Annotated in this window: 16 protein-coding genes; 2 read left to right on the top strand and 14 right to left on the bottom strand. The window is 68.1% G+C overall.

The genetic code is table 11. From position 1 onward, the window contains the following. Positions 1–16 precede the first annotated feature (16 nt). The 14 genes from lepA to AC1ECW_RS04610 all read right to left on the bottom strand — a co-directional run bounded on the left by lepA (position 17) and on the right by AC1ECW_RS04610 (position 13,275). The gene (lepA, locus tag AC1ECW_RS04675; RefSeq protein ID WP_409702770.1) at positions 17–1,825 is read right to left on the bottom strand and encodes a translation elongation factor 4; all 1,809 of its coding nucleotides are present in this window, start codon (positions 1,823–1,825) and stop codon (positions 17–19) included. A gap of 527 nt (positions 1,826–2,352) precedes the next feature. Continuing rightward, complete coding sequence (locus tag AC1ECW_RS04670) at positions 2,353–3,837, bottom strand: DegQ family serine endoprotease (protein WP_409702772.1); 1,485 nt, start codon at positions 3,835–3,837, stop codon at positions 2,353–2,355. Positions 3,838–3,893: 56 nt separating this feature from the next. Then, entirely contained in the window at positions 3,894–4,940 is a 1,047-nt protein-coding gene (locus AC1ECW_RS04665) for a MucB/RseB C-terminal domain-containing protein (RefSeq protein WP_481201298.1), read from the bottom strand. A gap of 14 nt (positions 4,941–4,954) precedes the next feature. Continuing rightward, positions 4,955–5,638 carry a sigma-E factor negative regulatory protein gene (locus AC1ECW_RS04660; RefSeq protein WP_409708813.1) on the bottom strand — a complete coding sequence of 228 codons (684 nt, stop codon included), beginning with the start codon at positions 5,636–5,638 and terminating at the stop codon, positions 4,955–4,957. A 15-nt stretch (positions 5,639–5,653) separates the two neighbouring features. Continuing rightward, complete coding sequence (gene rpoE, locus AC1ECW_RS04655) at positions 5,654–6,259, bottom strand: RNA polymerase sigma factor RpoE (protein ID WP_409708816.1); 606 nt, start codon at positions 6,257–6,259, stop codon at positions 5,654–5,656. Further along, positions 6,256–6,726, bottom strand: coding sequence for a hypothetical protein (locus tag AC1ECW_RS04650; protein WP_409708819.1), 471 nt, complete (start codon positions 6,724–6,726; stop codon positions 6,256–6,258). The genes rpoE and AC1ECW_RS04650 overlap by 4 nt, the downstream gene beginning before the upstream one ends. Positions 6,727–6,762: 36 nt before the next feature. After that, positions 6,763–8,007 carry a beta-ketoacyl-ACP synthase II gene (fabF, locus tag AC1ECW_RS04645; RefSeq protein WP_409708822.1) on the bottom strand — a complete coding sequence of 415 codons (1,245 nt, stop codon included), beginning with the start codon at positions 8,005–8,007 and terminating at the stop codon, positions 6,763–6,765. Positions 8,008–8,048: 41 nt separating this feature from the next. Next, on the bottom strand, positions 8,049–8,288 hold the full coding sequence (gene acpP / locus AC1ECW_RS04640; protein WP_047196359.1) for an acyl carrier protein: 240 nt from the start codon (positions 8,286–8,288) through the stop codon (positions 8,049–8,051). A gap of 137 nt (positions 8,289–8,425) precedes the next feature. Continuing rightward, complete coding sequence (gene fabG, locus AC1ECW_RS04635) at positions 8,426–9,175, bottom strand: 3-oxoacyl-ACP reductase FabG (RefSeq protein WP_409708825.1); 750 nt, start codon at positions 9,173–9,175, stop codon at positions 8,426–8,428. Continuing rightward, the gene (gene fabD / locus AC1ECW_RS04630) at positions 9,172–10,110 is read right to left on the bottom strand and encodes an ACP S-malonyltransferase (protein WP_409708829.1); all 939 of its coding nucleotides are present in this window, start codon (positions 10,108–10,110) and stop codon (positions 9,172–9,174) included. Before fabD ends, fabG begins: the two co-directional genes overlap by 4 nt. A gap of 61 nt (positions 10,111–10,171) precedes the next feature. Then, positions 10,172–11,161 carry a beta-ketoacyl-ACP synthase III gene (locus AC1ECW_RS04625; protein ID WP_481201297.1) on the bottom strand — a complete coding sequence of 330 codons (990 nt, stop codon included), beginning with the start codon at positions 11,159–11,161 and terminating at the stop codon, positions 10,172–10,174. Next, a complete protein-coding gene (gene plsX, locus AC1ECW_RS04620) occupies positions 11,158–12,285 on the bottom strand; it encodes a phosphate acyltransferase PlsX (protein ID WP_409709461.1) in 1,128 nt (375 codons plus the stop codon). Before plsX ends, AC1ECW_RS04625 begins: the two co-directional genes overlap by 4 nt. 176 nt (positions 12,286–12,461) lie before the next feature. Continuing rightward, positions 12,462–12,644: a 50S ribosomal protein L32 gene (gene rpmF / locus AC1ECW_RS04615; RefSeq protein WP_409709464.1), complete on the bottom strand. Its 183-nt coding sequence runs from the start codon at positions 12,642–12,644 to the stop codon at positions 12,462–12,464. 73 nt (positions 12,645–12,717) lie between these two features. Then, positions 12,718–13,275 (bottom strand): YceD family protein, encoded by a 558-nt coding sequence (locus tag AC1ECW_RS04610; protein ID WP_409709467.1) that lies wholly within the window; start codon positions 13,273–13,275, stop codon positions 12,718–12,720. 38 nt (positions 13,276–13,313) lie between these two features. Between AC1ECW_RS04610 and AC1ECW_RS04605 the strand changes: the two genes are divergently transcribed. Together AC1ECW_RS04605 and AC1ECW_RS04600 are read left to right on the top strand one after the other, a co-directional pair. Then, complete coding sequence (locus tag AC1ECW_RS04605; RefSeq protein ID WP_409709470.1) at positions 13,314–13,925, top strand: Maf family nucleotide pyrophosphatase; 612 nt, start codon at positions 13,314–13,316, stop codon at positions 13,923–13,925. Next, positions 13,922–14,704: an SAM-dependent methyltransferase gene (locus AC1ECW_RS04600; protein ID WP_409709473.1), complete on the top strand. Its 783-nt coding sequence runs from the start codon at positions 13,922–13,924 to the stop codon at positions 14,702–14,704. The genes AC1ECW_RS04605 and AC1ECW_RS04600 overlap by 4 nt, the downstream gene beginning before the upstream one ends.

Here is a 14,704-nt window from a genome sequence, read left to right as displayed (position 1 = left end):
CTCCCAGCGTTTGTGTTCAGTCGTCGACCTGGAGGATGGCCAGGAAGGCTTCTTGCGGCACCTCGACCGTGCCGATCTGTTTCATGCGCTTCTTGCCGGCCTTCTGCTTTTCCAGCAGCTTGCGCTTGCGGGTGATGTCACCCCCGTAGCATTTTGCCAGTACGTTCTTGCGCAGCGCCTTGATGTTCTCGCGCGCGATGATGTTGCTGCCGATGGCCGCCTGGATGGCCACGTCGTACATCTGGCGCGGGATCTGCTCGCGCATCTTGGCCGCCACTGCACGGCCGCGGAACTGGGCCTGCGAACGGTGCACGATGATGGACAGCGCGTCCACCCGGTCACCATTGATCAGCAGGTCCACCTTGACCACGTCGGACGGACGGTACTCCTTGAACTCGTAGTCCATCGAGGCATAGCCACGGGAGATGGATTTGAGCTTGTCGAAGAAGTCGAGCACGATCTCGGCCAAGGGCATGTCATAGGTCAACATGACCTGACGGCCGTGATAGGCCATGTTGAGCTGCACGCCGCGCTTGTGGTTGCACAGCGTCATCACCGGGCCGACGTACTCCTGCGGCATGTACAGGTGCACCGTGACGATGGGTTCGCGGATCTCGCGGATGCGCCCCGGATCGGGCATCTTCGAGGGGTTCTCGACCTCGATGACCGTGCCGTCGTTGAGCTCCACCTGGTAGACCACGCTCGGCGCGGTGGTCACCAGGTCCTGGTCGAACTCACGCTCCAGCCGTTCCTGCACGATCTCCATGTGCAGCAGGCCCAGGAAGCCGCAGCGGAACCCGAAGCCCAGCGCCTGCGACACCTCGGGCTCGAAACGCAGCGAGCTGTCGTTGAGCTTGAGCTTCTCCAGTGCATCGCGCAATTGGTCGTACTCGCTGGACTCGCTGGGGTACAGGCCCGCGAACACCTGCGGCTGGATCTCCTTGAAGCCGGGCAACGGCTCGGCAGCCGGGCCGGCATTGTTGGGCAGCTTCTTCTCCACCGTGAGGGTGTCGCCCACCTTGGCGGCGGCCAGCTCCTTGATGCCGCAGATCACAAAGCCCACCTCGCCGGCGTTCAGCTCGGCGCGGTCCACCGACTTGGGCGTGAACACACCCAGGTGCTCGACCGGGTAGACGGCATTGGTGGCCATCAGGCGGATGCGCTCGCCCTTTTTCAAGCTGCCATCGACCACCCGCACCAGCATCACCACGCCCACGTAGTTGTCGAACCAGGCGTCGATGATCATCGCGCGCAGCGGGCCATCGGGCTGACCTTTGGGTGGCGGCATGCGGGTGACCACGGCCTCCAAGATGTCGTCCACCCCCAGGCCGGTCTTGGCTGAGCAGGGGATCGCCTCGGACGCGTCGATGCCGATGACGTCCTCGATCTCCGCCTTGGCGCGCTCGGGGTCGGCTTGGGGCAGGTCCATCTTGTTCAGGACGGGGACCACCTCCACGCCCAGGTCGAGCGCGGTGTAGCAGTTGGCCACCGTCTGAGCCTCGACCCCCTGGCTGGCGTCCACCACCAGCAAGGCCCCCTCGCAGGCCGACAGCGAGCGGCTCACTTCGTAGGAGAAGTCCACATGCCCGGGCGTGTCGATCAGGTTGAGGTTGTAGACCTGTCCGTCGCGGGCGGTGTACTGCAGGGCCGCCGTCTGGGCCTTGATCGTGATGCCCCGCTCCTTCTCGATGTCCATCGAGTCCAGCACCTGCGCCTCCATCTCGCGCTCGCTCAAGCCCCCGCAGCGCTGGATGATGCGATCGGCCAGGGTGGACTTGCCGTGGTCGATGTGGGCAATGATGGAGAAGTTGCGGATGTGCTTCATGGAACCGAAGGTGTGCGTCGCGACCTCCCGGGCCACAGGCCCGACACCGGGCAGCGATGCATCAGCGACAACGGGAGGGCCAGCAAAAAAAAGGCGCGTCGAATCGGCGACGCGCCTTCCAACAAAAGGCTTGGCAACTGCTTTGTTGGGCTTTCATTGTAGCCAAATCCACCCCCTTGGACACCGCGCCAGCCGGGGCATGCAGCACGTTGCACGCCACCAACAGACAGAATATCAACAAGATATCCACAATCTCTTGTGGATGGCTTGGGGATAGTCCAGGCCGTCCCGGGGATCCTTCCGCAGCTGCATTGAAAGCGCGTCGAACCACCCCGGATTCTACCGAAGCACCAGCACAATCCTGGCCGCCCCGAACACCGTGAGCACACGCTCACATTTTTGAGCGCTGACTTATCAACACCCGAAGGGGCCGCCCAGTCGGGCGCGATCCCGGTGTCGTTCTCGCGATACGAAAAAACCCGGCGCCCTTGTCGGGTGCCGGGTCTGCCCAGGGGCCCCTTTGCGCCTTAGCGGGCGGGCCGGATCATCGTGTAGTGGGCCCACTCGCCGCGGCGGAAGAACACATTGAAAGGCCGCCCCTTGTCGAGCTTGGCCACCACGGCCTCGAACTGGCGCACATCGGAGACCTCGGTGTTGGCGATGGCCAGGATGACGTCGCCTTCGCGCAGGCCCGCACGGGCGGCCGCACCGTCGACGGATTCCACCCGCACGCCGCCCTTGACGCCCAGCGCCGCCTTCTGGGCCTCGGTGAGATTGGCCAGCGTCAGGCCCAGGCTCTGGGCCGCCCCGCTGCCCGGGGCGCTGCGGGGTTCGCTGCCGGCGACACGGCGCGGCGGGTCGGGTTCGAACTCGCCGACCAACACGCTGAGGTCCCGGTAGCTGCCGCGACGGAACACCTGGACGGTGGCCTTGGTGCCCGGCTTGGTGTTGCCCACGATGCGCGGCAGTTCACCCGCCTTGTCGATCACGCGGCCATCGAAGCGCGTGATGATGTCGCCCGCCTCGATGCCCGCCTTGGCCGCCGGGCCATTGGGCTCCACGCTGCGCACCAAGGCGCCGGTGGGCTGCCCCAGTCCGATGGACTCGGCCACGTCCTTGGTGATCTGGTCGATCTGCACCCCGATGCGCCCCCGGATCACGCGGCCCGTGGTGCGCAACTGGTCGGCCACACGCATGGCCTCGTCGATGGGGATCGCAAACGAGATACCCATGAAGCCGCCCGAGCGGCTGTAGATCTGCGAGTTGATGCCCACCACCTCGCCGCGCAGGTTGATCAGCGGGCCGCCCGAGTTGCCCGGGTTGATGGCCACGTCCGTCTGGATGAAGGGCAGGTAATCGCCGGTGTCGCGTGCCTTGGCACTGACGATGCCGGCGGTCACTGTGTTTTCCAGACCGAAGGGCGAGCCGATGGCCATCACCCATTCGCCCACGCGCAGGCGGTTGACGTCGCCGATGCGCACGGCCGGCAGGCCGGTGGCATCGATCTTGACCACGGCCACGTCGGTGCGGCGGTCGCTGCCGATGATGCGCGCCTTGAACTCGCGCTTGTCGGTGAGGGTCACGTAGACCTCATCGGCGCCTTCGACCACATGGGCGTTGGTCATCACGTAGCCGTCCGGGCTGATCACGAAGCCCGACCCGACGCCGCGCGGCACCTCCTCCTGCTGCCCCTGGCGCGGGCCGCCCCGCGGCGTGGGGGTGCCCGGCAGCGGCACGCCGAAGAAGCGCCGGAAGAACTCCTGCATCTCTTCGTCCATCTGCGGCCCCGCCCCAGGGCTGGCCGAGCGCGCGCGCTCGGTGGTGCGGATGTTCACGACCGACGGGCCCACCCGCTCGGCCAGTTCGGCGAAGTCAGGCAGCGCAGCGGCCTGCGCCTGCACAGGCATGGAAGCCACCGCCAGGATCCAGGCGGTCGCCAAGGCCATCAAGGCGGCCAGGACACGTCGAGACATCGCGGGCACGACCGTGCCCAGGTGCATTGCTGTTTTCATCTCTCACCTCAACACTGGGCCCGCAGTGCACACGGCCACGCCCCCGCGACAGCCGTTCACTGCGGCTTCTTGCGCTCCAGGCCCCGGACGAACTCGTTGAGCGTGGCGGCTGGCACCTCGCCCACGGCAGTCACCCACCAGGCCCCGTGGCGCCTCATGAGCGTATGGGTCGCCCCCATGCTCATCAGCACTTCCTTGCGATGCCGGCTGGCATCATAGGGTTCCACGAAAATCGAGACATGGGCCAGGCCGTCGGAGAAGATGGTCTGGAGCATGCTGCCACGCTCGCCGCCGTCGGACGCACCGCTGACGTCGGGCGCCCCATCCACGGCATTGCTGCTGCGCTTGACGCAGCTCACGTGGCGGAAGCCCGGCACGATGCGCCGGTACACCCAGCCTTCGTCCTCATAGAAGGTGGGGGTCATGACCGGGCGCTCAACGCGATAGCCCTTCAGGCGCTTGAGCGGCTGGGTCACCGTCTCGGGCTGGGGCTTCACGCCGATCGACACTTCCGAGAAGGCCGAGGATTCGATCACCTCGCCGGCCGCGTTGATCACGTCGGCCCGCAGCAGCAGGCCGGAGTCCTTCTCTGACCACAGACGGTAGCCGTAGCGCATCGCATCGCGCGGCACGAGCAGCAGCAGCCGGGCCTCGTGTCCGGCCACACGGTCCACCCCCTTCTTGCGCACATCGTAGTGCTCGACGATGCGATCGCCGTCGTGGTCCACCAGCCGCGGGAAAGTGTTGACCGTCTCGCGCTGCTCGATCAGTGCGGTGCGCTGGTTGGGCCACAGCGTCGCAACCAGGTTGTTGTGACGCAGCACACGGCGCGGCTGTCCATCCAGGGTTTCGATGCGCTCGAACTGCTCGTTGCCCTCCCAGTAGTGCGCGATGCGTGCGCTGGTCATCTGGCCGCCCGAACTCACGACGAAGATGCCCTGGAAGTTGCGGGTCTGCGCCGCTTCGTGGATGCGCAGCAACCAGGAACGCAGCTCGGACTTGTCCAGGGGGGGGTCGGCCGGCAGCGTCTGGGCAAGGCCCGGGCCGGCCAGCGCGATCAGGCCCGCTCCCATCCAAGGGGCCAGCCAGCGGCGGAAATGCATGCGTGTCCTCACACTCAACGGCCGGGTCCTTCGTGGGTTGCGTTGCGCAGGAAGAGGGATGGTCCGGCCCCCAGGGCCGAGCCGCCCCCGAACTGCTTGTGCGCAGCCAGGTACTGGTCCAGCCGCGCATCGCGGATCAGGGTCTGGTCTCCATGAACCACCCGCAGCTCCGTCGCGGAGGCCGCTGTCGTCGGGGCCGCCGGCGCGGCCACCGGCACCACGGCGGTGGCCGCCACGGACGACGGCACCGCCTGCTGCTGAGCCAGCGGTGTGCCGCCCGATGACGGCATGCCCACACCGGCGTCCCCCAGGCGCAGCACGATCAGCGCACCCGCCACGGCCGCCACGCCTGCCGCGGTGGCCACGGGAGTACGCCAGCGCCGACGTGCACGCCCAACCGAGGAGGCCGCCACGGACGGAGCCACGATCACCGGCTCGTGTTGCAGGCGTTGGCGCACGCCCTGCAGGAACACGTCGCCCCGCGAGCCGCCGGCCAGGTCTTCGGAGCGCATCACATCGCCGATCAGGTGATAGAGGTGCCAGGCTTCGCAGTCCTGGCGGCGCTGCTCGGGATCTCCCTGATGCGAGGCCAGCCACTCGTCGAACTGCGAGGGGGTGGCCTCACCATCGAGCAGGGCGGACAGGCGCTCGCGTGAAGTCGCCTGGCCGTCCGCACTGTCCATCCGTTGCGCAGACATCACTCACTCTCCTGATCACCAACGTTTGCCATCGGGCGTGTCCAGCAGGGGACGCAACCGCTGCGCGATGGCCTCACGCGCTCTGAATATGCGCGATCGCACCGTGCCGATCGGGCAGTTCATGACCTCGGCGATTTCCTCATAGCTCAGCCCTTCGATCTCGCGCAAGGTGATGGCCTGGCGCAAATCGTCGGACAAGGCCTCGATGGCCGCGTTCACGGTGGCGGCCACTTCCTTGCTGGCCAGCACGGCATCGGGGGTTTCGCCGTCGGTTAGTTCGTTTTCCACCCGGGAAGTTTCGTCCTCGTCGTCCGCGGACATTCGCGCCGTTTCAGTGACCAAGGGGTCACGCTTGAGCTCGACCAGGCTCTTCTTGGCCGTGTTGACGGCGATCCGGTACAGCCAGGTGTAGAAAGCGCTGTCACCGCGGAACTGGGGCAGCGCACGGTAGGCGCGAATGAAGGTCTCCTGCGCGATGTCCTGGATCAGGTCGGTGTCGCGCACCATCCGGGCAATGAGGCGCTCGATCTTGCGCTGGTACTTGATCACCAGCAGGTCGAAGGCCTTCTGGTCGCCGCGCTTGATGCGCTCAATCAGCAGAGCATCGGCGTCGGCGGTCATGCGGTGGAGGGGGTGGATCCTGCCAGGGGGTCAGCGGCGCGAGTGGGCGAATATACCGCACAGCGCAGGGCATGCCAGCGCGACTCCAGGCCGGCACGCTGCAGGGGCAGCCAAACCGTACGGCGGTCACCGTGCGCAACGAGCTGCAGCAGCATCCAATCCCCCAGGTCGATGCGGACGATCACCCGTCCACGGGATTCGTGAACCTGTTCACGATCGCGCCAGTGCCAGTCCTGTCCATCCCAGCGCAGCAGGAAGCCGGGCCGGCCCCAGTGACGGCCCGCCAGGCCCCAAAGGCCCAGGAGCAGCGCGGGTACCAGGATCGGCACGGCCCACGCGCCCCAATGCCCGGTGGCCCAGGCGGCCAGGGACAGCGCCACGGCCAGCCCCAGCGCCAGCAAAGCGGCGCGCCACAGGGCGTAACGGTGCACCACCACCGTCACCGGCGGTGCGGTGCGCTGACGCATGGGGTCGGGCGACGCGCGAGCCGCTCGCCGCGGTGTTCAGATGCGCTTGAACACCAGCGAGCCATTGGTGCCGCCGAAACCGAAGTTGTTCTTCAGCGCCACGTCGATCTTCATCTCACGCGCGGTGTTGGCGCAGTAGTCCAGGTCGCACTCGGGGTCCTGGTTGAAGATGTTGATCGTCGGCGGGGACACCTGGTGGTACACCGCCAGGGCCGTGAACACCGATTCGATGCCGCCGGCGCCGCCCAACAGGTGGCCGGTCATCGACTTGGTGGAGCTGATCACCAGGTCCTTGGCATGCTCGCCGAAGGCCAGCTTGATGGCATTGGTCTCGTTCACATCGCCCAGCGGCGTGGAGGTGCCATGGGCGTTGAGGTAGTGCACCTGGTCTGGGTTCACGCCGGCATTGCGCATCGCGGCCTGCATCGAACGGCGCGGGCCGTCGACGTTGGGCGCAGTCATGTGGAAAGCATCGGCACTCATGCCGAAGCCCGCCAGTTCGGCGTAGATCTTCGCGCCGCGCTTCTTCGCATGCTCGTATTCCTCGAGCACCATCACGCCCGCGCCTTCGCCCAGCACGAAGCCGTCGCGGTCCTTGTCCCAGGGACGCGAGGCCGTCTTGGGATCGTCGTTGCGCGTGGACAGCGCGCGCGCCGCGGCAAAGCCCCCGATGCCCAGCGGCGAGACGGTGGATTCGGCCCCGCCGGCAATCATCACATCGGCATCGCCATACTCGATGAGGCGAGCGGCCTGTCCGATGCAGTGCAGACCCGTGGTGCAGGCCGTGACGATGGCCAGGTTCGGGCCCTTGAAGCCACACTGGATCGACACATGGCCCGAGATCATGTTGATGATCGACGCCGGCACGAAGAAGGGCGAGATGCGGCGCGGGCCACGCTCGCTGAGCTCCTGCTGGGTGGTCTCGATCATCGGCAGGCCGCCGATGCCTGAGCCCACCATGCAGCCGATGCGCTCGGCCCCCTCCTGGCTCAGCGCATCGCCGGTGGGCAGGCCCGCATCCCGCACGGCCTGCAGCGAAGCCGCCAGGCCGTAATGGATGAAGGTGTCCATGTGGCGGGCTTCCTTGGCCGGAAGATAGTCCTCGATGTTGAAGCCCTTGACCTCGCCGGCAAAGCGGCAGGCGAAGTTGGAGGCATCGAACCGGGTGATGGTGTCGATGCCGGACTGGCCGGCGACCAGGTTGCTCCAGGACTCGGCCACCGTGTTGCCCACGGGGGTGACGAGCCCCAGACCGGTGATGACGACGCGGCGACGGGTCATGTGAGACGGGGGATGCGGAACCAGGAACCCAGACCGGCCGATCAGGCCTTCTGGTGCTTCAGGGCGTAGTCGATGGCGAGCTGCACCGTGGTGATCTTCTCGGCTTCCTCGTCAGGGATCTCGATGCCGAACTCGTCTTCCAGGGCCATCACCAGTTCCACGGTGTCCAGCGAATCGGCGCCCAGATCGGCGACGAAGGCCTTCTCGTTGGTGACCTCCGACTCCGCCACGCCGAGTTGCTCGGCAATGATCTTCTTGACGCGTGCTTCGATATCGCTCATGACTCCTCCAAGAGGGTTTTCCAAAACAGCCCGTGATTCTACGACCGTTAGGGTGACAACTCTAAGCCACCCTGGCGGCCGGGGTCCCGGACGGGCTCGAGCCGGTCGGCGCCCCGGACGGGGCACCTCGAATGCTTTCAGTTCATGAACATGCCGCCGTTGACATGCAACTCGGCGCCCGTGATGTAGCCGGCCTGCGGCGAGGCGAGGTAGGCCACGGCATGGGCGATGTCCTCGGGCCGGCCCAGGCGGCCCAGCGGAATCTGCGACATCAGGGCCTGGGTCTGCTGCTCGGACAATGCGCGGGTCATGTCGGTCTCGATGAAGCCGGGAGCCACGCAGTTCACCGTGATACCGCGGCTGCCCAGCTCACGGGCCAGCGAGCGGGTCATGCCGGCCACACCGGCCTTGGCGGCCGCGTAGTTGGCCTGACCGGCGTTGCCGCTGGCCCCCACCACCGAGGTAATGTTGACGATGCGGCCGTAGCGCTGCTTCATCATCGGGCGGATCACCGCGCGGCTGAGGCGGAACACGGCCTTGAGGTTGGTGTCCAGCACGGCATCCCAGTCCTCGTCCTTCATGCGCATGGACAGGGTGTCGCGCGTGATGCCGGCGTTGTTGACGAGCACGTGCAGTGCGCCATGCTCCTTGACCAGCGCCTCGACCAGGGCCTCGACGCCGGCGGCGTCGTTCACGTCGAGCCGGTGGCCACGGCAGCCGGGGAAGGCCGAGAGGGTCTCGGTGATCGCGGCGGCACCGGCGTCGGTGGTGGCCGTGCCCACGACCTTGAGCCCCTGCCGGGCCAGTTCGAGCGCGATGGCACGGCCGATGCCGCGCGTGGCCCCCGTCACCAGGGCGATCTGGTCCTTGAAGACGATCTCGTTCATGCGAGCAGCTCCCTCACCTCGGCCAGCGTGGCCGGATCGTACAGTGCGGCGCTGGTGAGCTCCGCATCGATGCGCTTGACCATGCCGGCCAGCACCTTGCCCGGCCCGCACTCCACCACGTGGGTGGCGCCGCGCGCGCGCAGCGCCTGGACGCACTCGACCCAGCGCACCGGCCCGAAGGCCTGGCGGTACAAGGCCTCGCGAATGGCCTGCGGCTCGCCGTGCACGGCCACGTCGATGTTGTGGACCACCGGAATGCGCGGCGCAACGATGTTCACCTGGGCCAGGCGCTCGCGCAAGCGCTCGGCCGCGGGCTTCATCAGACTGGAGTGAAAGGGCGCCGACACCGGCAACGGCAGCGCCCGCTTGGCCCCGGCCGCCTTGAGCACCTCGCAGGCTTTCTCGACCCCGGCCTTGCTGCCGGCGATCACGGTCTGCTTCGGGTCGTTGAAGTTCACCGCCTCGACGACCTCGCCGCTGGCCGCGGCCACCTCGGCACAGTGGCGGCGCACCTCGTCGGCCTCCAGCCCCAGGATGGCGGCCATGCCGCCCATGCCCACCGGCACGGCCTCTTGCATGGCCTGGGCACGCAAGCGCACCAGGGGCAGGGCCTCGGCCAGGCTCAGCGCACCGGCCGCCACCAAGGCGGTGTACTCCCCCAGCGAGTGCCCGGCCACCAGGGCCGGCTCGGCTCCGCCTTCGGCGCGCCAGGCGCGGTAGCAGGCGATGCCGGCCACCAGCATCACGGGCTGGGTGTTGGTGGTGAGGTCCAGGGCCTCCTTGGGGCCCTCAGCGATCAGGCGGGCGACGTCCTCGCCGAGCGCGGCGCTGGCTTCGTCCAGCGTCTGGCGCACGGCGGCATGGTCACCCCAGGCGTTGAGCATGCCCACGGCCTGGGAGCCCTGGCCGGGAAATACAAAGGCGAAAGTGCTCATGGCGTTCGAGGTGGAAGACTCAGGGAATGCGGAGAATGCGGCGGTGCCGGAGCGGCTGCGTTCAGTAGTCGAGCAGCACCGCCCCCCAGGTGAAGCCGCCGCCGACCCCTTCGAGCATCAGGGTGTCCCCCCGGCGGATGCGGCCCTGGCGCACGGCGTGGTCCAGGGCCAGCGGGATGGAGGCGGCCGAGGTGTTGCCGTGTTCGTCCACGGTGACGACCAACTTGTCCAGCGGCAGCTTCAGCTTCTTGGCCGTGCCCTGCATGATGCGGATGTTGGCCTGGTGCGGGATCAGCCAATCGATATCGCTGTCCTGGCGGCCTGCCTTTTCGAGCACGGCGCGGGCGACTTCGTCGAGCACCTTGACGGCCAGCTTGAACACGGCCTGGCCATCCATCTTGAGCAGCGGATCGCCCAACACCTGGCCGCCGCTGACCGTGCCGGGCGTGCACAGCACCCCGGCATGGCTGCCGTCGGCGTGCAGCTCGGTGGCGAGGATGCCCGGGCGGTCGCTGGCTTCGAGCACGACGGCGCCGGCGCCGTCACCAAACAGCACGCAGGTGGTGCGGTCCTTGAAGTCGAGGATGCGCGAGAAGACCTCGGCCCCCACGACCAGGGCGCAGTGGGCCGAGCCGGTCTTGATCATCGCGTCGGCCACGCTGAGCGCGTAGACGAAACCCGAGCACACGGCCTGCACGTCGAAAGCCGGGCAGCCGGCCACGCCGAGCTTGTGCTGCAGCAGGCAGGCGGTGGACGGGAACACCATGTCCGGGGTGGACGTGGCCACGATGATGAGGTCGACATCGGCCGCGGTGCGCCCGGCCGCCTCCAGGGCGTGTCGGGCCGCGTGCAGCGCCAGATCGCTGGAGCTGACCTCGGGCGCGGCGAAATGGCGCGCGCGGATGCCGGTGCGCTCGACGATCCAGGCGTCGGAGGTCTCGATGCCTTGCTGGGCCAGCTCGGCGGCGAACTCGGCATTGGTCACCCGGCGCGGCGGCAGGTAGCTGCCGGTGCCGGCGATACGGGAATAGCGGTCAGAAGAAAGGGTCATGCCGTCTGGGCGACCGGCCCCGGCTCCGCAGCCTCGTCTGTGGTGGGCAAGGCCTGCAGGGTTTCGACGATCCGATCGTGCACCCGGTCGAGCAACCGGTTCCGGGCCGCATCATACGCCCGATTCAGGGCCTGCTCGAACGCGAAGGCGTCGGCTGAGCCATGGCTCTTGAAGACGAGGCCGCGCAGCCCGAGCAGTGCCGCGCCGTTGTAGCGACGATGGTCAACGCGCTTTTTGAAGTGGTTGAGCACCGGAAGGGCAACGATCGCCGCAAGTTTGGTGAAGATGTTGCGAGTGAACTCCTGCTTGATAAAGCTGGAGAGCATCGAAGCCAGGCCTTCGGCCGTCTTGAGCGCGACATTGCCGACAAAGCCGTCACACACGACGATGTCGGTGCGGCCGGTGAAGATGTCGTTGCCCTCGACGTTGCCGTAGAAATTCAGATGGCCGGCCTGGGCAGCCGATCGCAGCAGCTCTGCGGTTTTCTTGATGGTGTCGCTGCCCTTGATGGCCTCCTCACCGATGTTGAGCAGGCCCACGCTGGGCTGGGCCTTGCCTTGCACCGCACTGACCAGGGCGCTGCCCATCAGGGCGAACTGCAACAGGTGCTCAGGCTCGCAATCGACATTGGCCCCCAGGTCGAGGACGGTGGTGTAGCCGTCTTTCTGATTGGGCATCACGGTGGCGATGGCGGGACGGTCGATGCCCTGCAGGGTCTTGAGCACGTAGCGCGACACGGCCATCAGGGCTCCGGTGTTGCCGGCCGAGACACAGGCGTCGGCCGCCGCGCGACCGTCCTCGCCCGGCTTGACCTGGCTGATGGCCACGCGCATGGACGAATCCTTCTTGCGGCGCAGCGCCACCTCGACCGGATCGTCCATCTCGACGACTTCACTGGCCTCGACGAGGATGCAACGCGCCCAGCCGCGCGCGGGCGCGAGCGCCTCGGCGCGGCCGACGAGAATCAGCTCAGCTTGCGGATGCGCCGCCAGGAAGGCCTGGCAGGCCGGCAGCGTGACGGAAGGGCCGTGGTCGCCGCCCATGCAATCGACGGCCAGGCGCACAACCCGCGCCGCGGCAGGCGCCGTCGACGCGGACGCCACAGTCTGGGATGTGGAATTCATGGCAGGCGTGGGCAGACCGACATCAGGCCGGTCGTCCGGGCGCTTGGGGCCCGCTCAGGCCAACGCCGGGACGCGCTCAACTCCAACCAGGCAGCAGCGGTCAGGCACACGCGCGCCGCCGGCGCCCCGTCGGGCATCGGCAACCGATGCGACTGCACCGCCATGACGCCGCAGGATCAGGCGTCGGCCTTGGTCTTGAGGACCTTGCGACCGCGGTAGAAACCGTTGGGGCTGATGTGGTGACGCAGGTGAACTTCGCCGGTGGTGGGCTCGATCGCCATGCCCGGCGTCGTCAGGGCATTGTGCGAACGGTGCATCCCACGCTTGGAAGGCGACTTCTTGTTCTGTTGAACGGCCATGGCTCGCTCCTTGGAAAACCCGAAATTCTAGCATGGCCGCAAGCAGCCGGGCCACGCAGCCGGCCTGATCGGCTCAGGTGAGGTTGCGCTTGAGGGCCGCCAGAGCCGCAAACGGATGGGGGGCAGAGGCGGGCTGCGCAGCGGTGTGCAGCGGCTCGGCCGCGGCCTGAGCAGGGTGACGGCAATCGACATGCCGGGGCACCAGCGGCAGCGCCAGGATGAGTTCGTCCTCCACCAGTTCTTGCAGATCCAGACTGCGATCGAGCACGAGGATGTCCTCCTCCACCTGGGCGTCGAGTTCGGCGGCCTCGCGCTCGTCGCGCACGAAACGGAAGCTGCGGTCGACTTCCAGCGCCACGTCGACCGGGTGCAGGCAGCGCTGGCACTGCAGCCGCACGGTCGCACGGGCCCCCAGGTGCAGCCAGACTTCGGCCGGCGCACCCACACGCTCGAAGCGCTGCCCCTGGGCCTCCCAGAGGACTTCCCATCCTGCGGGGGCGATGCCGTCGACCTGGCTTTCGGCCAGCCGCGGCAAGGCCGTGAGCAGCCAGCGGCCCTGCAACTCGCCGGCATCTCGGGCGAAACGCTCCATGTCCAGGCGTTGGGGATCGAAGGGCGTGGCGGACTTCATGCCAGCAGTGTAGCCCGGCGGCGAGCGACAATCGCGGCATGTCCATGTCGTCCCTGCCCCGAGCGATCCTCCTCGGCTCGACCTCCCCCTATCGCCGCGAGCTGCTGCAGCGTCTGCGGCTGCCCTTCGAGGTGGAGCCCCCCCGCGTCGATGAAACCCCGCGGCCTGGCGAAACGCCGGCGCTGCTGGCGCTGCGCCTGGCGCTGGCCAAGGCCCACGAGGTCGCCTCCCGCCATCCCGAGGCGGTGGTGATCGGCTCGGACCAGGTGGCCGACCTCGACGGGCGGCCTGTGGGCAAGCCCGGCCATCACGCCCGGGCCGTCGCCCAGTTGCGCGAGATGAGCGGGCGCACCGTGGTCTTCCAGACGGCGGTGGCCGTGGTCTGTCAGGCCACCCGGTTCGAGCAGGCTTCGCTGGTGCCGGTGACGGTGAAGTTCCGGGACCTGTCCGCCGCCGAGATCGAGGCCTATCTGGCCGCCGAGCAGCCCTATGACTGCGCCGGCAGCGCCAAGGTCGAGGGACTGGGCATCGCCCTGCTGCGCGCAGTGGAGAGCGACGATCCCACGGCCTTGATCGGGCTGCCGCTGATCCGCACCTGCGAGCTGCTGCGCGCCGCGGGGGTGCCGGTGCTGGGCCAGGGGGACCGATGAGCCCGGGCACGCTGTGGCTGGTGCCCGCCCCGCTGGACTTCGGCACGCTGGACGCCGCCGGGCAAGCGCCGGACCTGCGCGAGGTGCTGCCGATGGGCACGCTGCGCACGGCCGCCCGCCTGTCGCATTGGGTGGTGGAAAACGCCAAGACGGCCCGCGCCTTCCTCAAGCGGTTGCACGCGGTGGTGCCGCTGGCCCAACCGCTGCAATCGCTGCAAATCCAGGAACTGCCGCGCGCACCCAAAGGGTCACGGGCAGCGGTGCCCGCCCTGCCCGATGCCCTGCTGCAGCCCGCGCTGTCGGGGCTGGAGATGGGCCTGATGTCGGAAGCCGGCATGCCGGCGGTGGCCGATCCGGGAGCCGAGCTGGTGCGCCGCGCCCAGGCCCTGGGCCTGACGGTCACCCCGCTGGTCGGCCCGTCGGCGCTGCTGCTGGCGCTGGCAGCCAGCGGCATGAACGGGCAGAGCTTTGCCTTCGTGGGGTATCTGCCGGTGGACGAGGCGGCGCGGGCCGCACGGATCCGCGAACTGGAGGGCCTGTCGCGACGGCTGGGTCAGACGCAGTTGATGATCGAGACGCCCTACCGGAATGCCGCCCTCTTTCAAGCGCTGCTGCAGCACCTGCAGCCGACCACCCAGCTCTCGGTGGCCTGTGGGCTGACCCTGGAGGACGGCTGGAACCACAGCGCGCCAGTGGCCCAGTGGCGCGAGGGCCGCGGACCGGCTTCCCGGCGAGCGCCGGCCGATCGGCCCGCGGTCTTTGCGCTGCTGGCGCGCTGA

This window comes from Caldimonas hydrothermalis (genome assembly GCF_056746695.1).
The sequence above is the reverse complement of the archived record's forward strand: the minus strand, read 5'-3'. Positions and strand labels throughout refer to the sequence as shown.

What these genes read in the sequence shown, in the direction of transcription:
- lepA (WP_409702770.1), bottom strand. Translation starts at nt 1,825, where the DNA reads ATGAAGCACATCCGCAACTTCTCCATCATTGCCCACATCGACCACGGC.
- AC1ECW_RS04670 (WP_409702772.1), bottom strand. Translation starts at nt 3,837, where the DNA reads ATGAAAACAGCAATGCACCTGGGCACGGTCGTGCCCGCGATGTCTCGA.
- AC1ECW_RS04665 (WP_481201298.1), bottom strand. Translation starts at nt 4,940, where the DNA reads ATGCATTTCCGCCGCTGGCTGGCCCCTTGGATGGGAGCGGGCCTGATC.
- AC1ECW_RS04660 (WP_409708813.1), bottom strand. Translation starts at nt 5,638, where the DNA reads ATGTCTGCGCAACGGATGGACAGTGCGGACGGCCAGGCGACTTCACGC.
- rpoE (WP_409708816.1), bottom strand. Translation starts at nt 6,259, where the DNA reads ATGACCGCCGACGCCGATGCTCTGCTGATTGAGCGCATCAAGCGCGGC.
- AC1ECW_RS04650 (WP_409708819.1), bottom strand. Translation starts at nt 6,726, where the DNA reads ATGCGTCAGCGCACCGCACCGCCGGTGACGGTGGTGGTGCACCGTTAC.
- fabF (WP_409708822.1), bottom strand. Translation starts at nt 8,007, where the DNA reads ATGACCCGTCGCCGCGTCGTCATCACCGGTCTGGGGCTCGTCACCCCC.
- acpP (WP_047196359.1), bottom strand. Translation starts at nt 8,288, where the DNA reads ATGAGCGATATCGAAGCACGCGTCAAGAAGATCATTGCCGAGCAACTC.
- fabG (WP_409708825.1), bottom strand. Translation starts at nt 9,175, where the DNA reads ATGAACGAGATCGTCTTCAAGGACCAGATCGCCCTGGTGACGGGGGCC.
- fabD (WP_409708829.1), bottom strand. Translation starts at nt 10,110, where the DNA reads ATGAGCACTTTCGCCTTTGTATTTCCCGGCCAGGGCTCCCAGGCCGTG.
- AC1ECW_RS04625 (WP_481201297.1), bottom strand. Translation starts at nt 11,161, where the DNA reads ATGACCCTTTCTTCTGACCGCTATTCCCGTATCGCCGGCACCGGCAGC.
- plsX (WP_409709461.1), bottom strand. Translation starts at nt 12,285, where the DNA reads ATGAATTCCACATCCCAGACTGTGGCGTCCGCGTCGACGGCGCCTGCC.
- rpmF (WP_409709464.1), bottom strand. Translation starts at nt 12,644, where the DNA reads ATGGCCGTTCAACAGAACAAGAAGTCGCCTTCCAAGCGTGGGATGCAC.
- AC1ECW_RS04610 (WP_409709467.1), bottom strand. Translation starts at nt 13,275, where the DNA reads ATGAAGTCCGCCACGCCCTTCGATCCCCAACGCCTGGACATGGAGCGT.
- AC1ECW_RS04605 (WP_409709470.1), top strand. Translation starts at nt 13,314, where the DNA reads ATGTCCATGTCGTCCCTGCCCCGAGCGATCCTCCTCGGCTCGACCTCC.
- AC1ECW_RS04600 (WP_409709473.1), top strand. Translation starts at nt 13,922, where the DNA reads ATGAGCCCGGGCACGCTGTGGCTGGTGCCCGCCCCGCTGGACTTCGGC.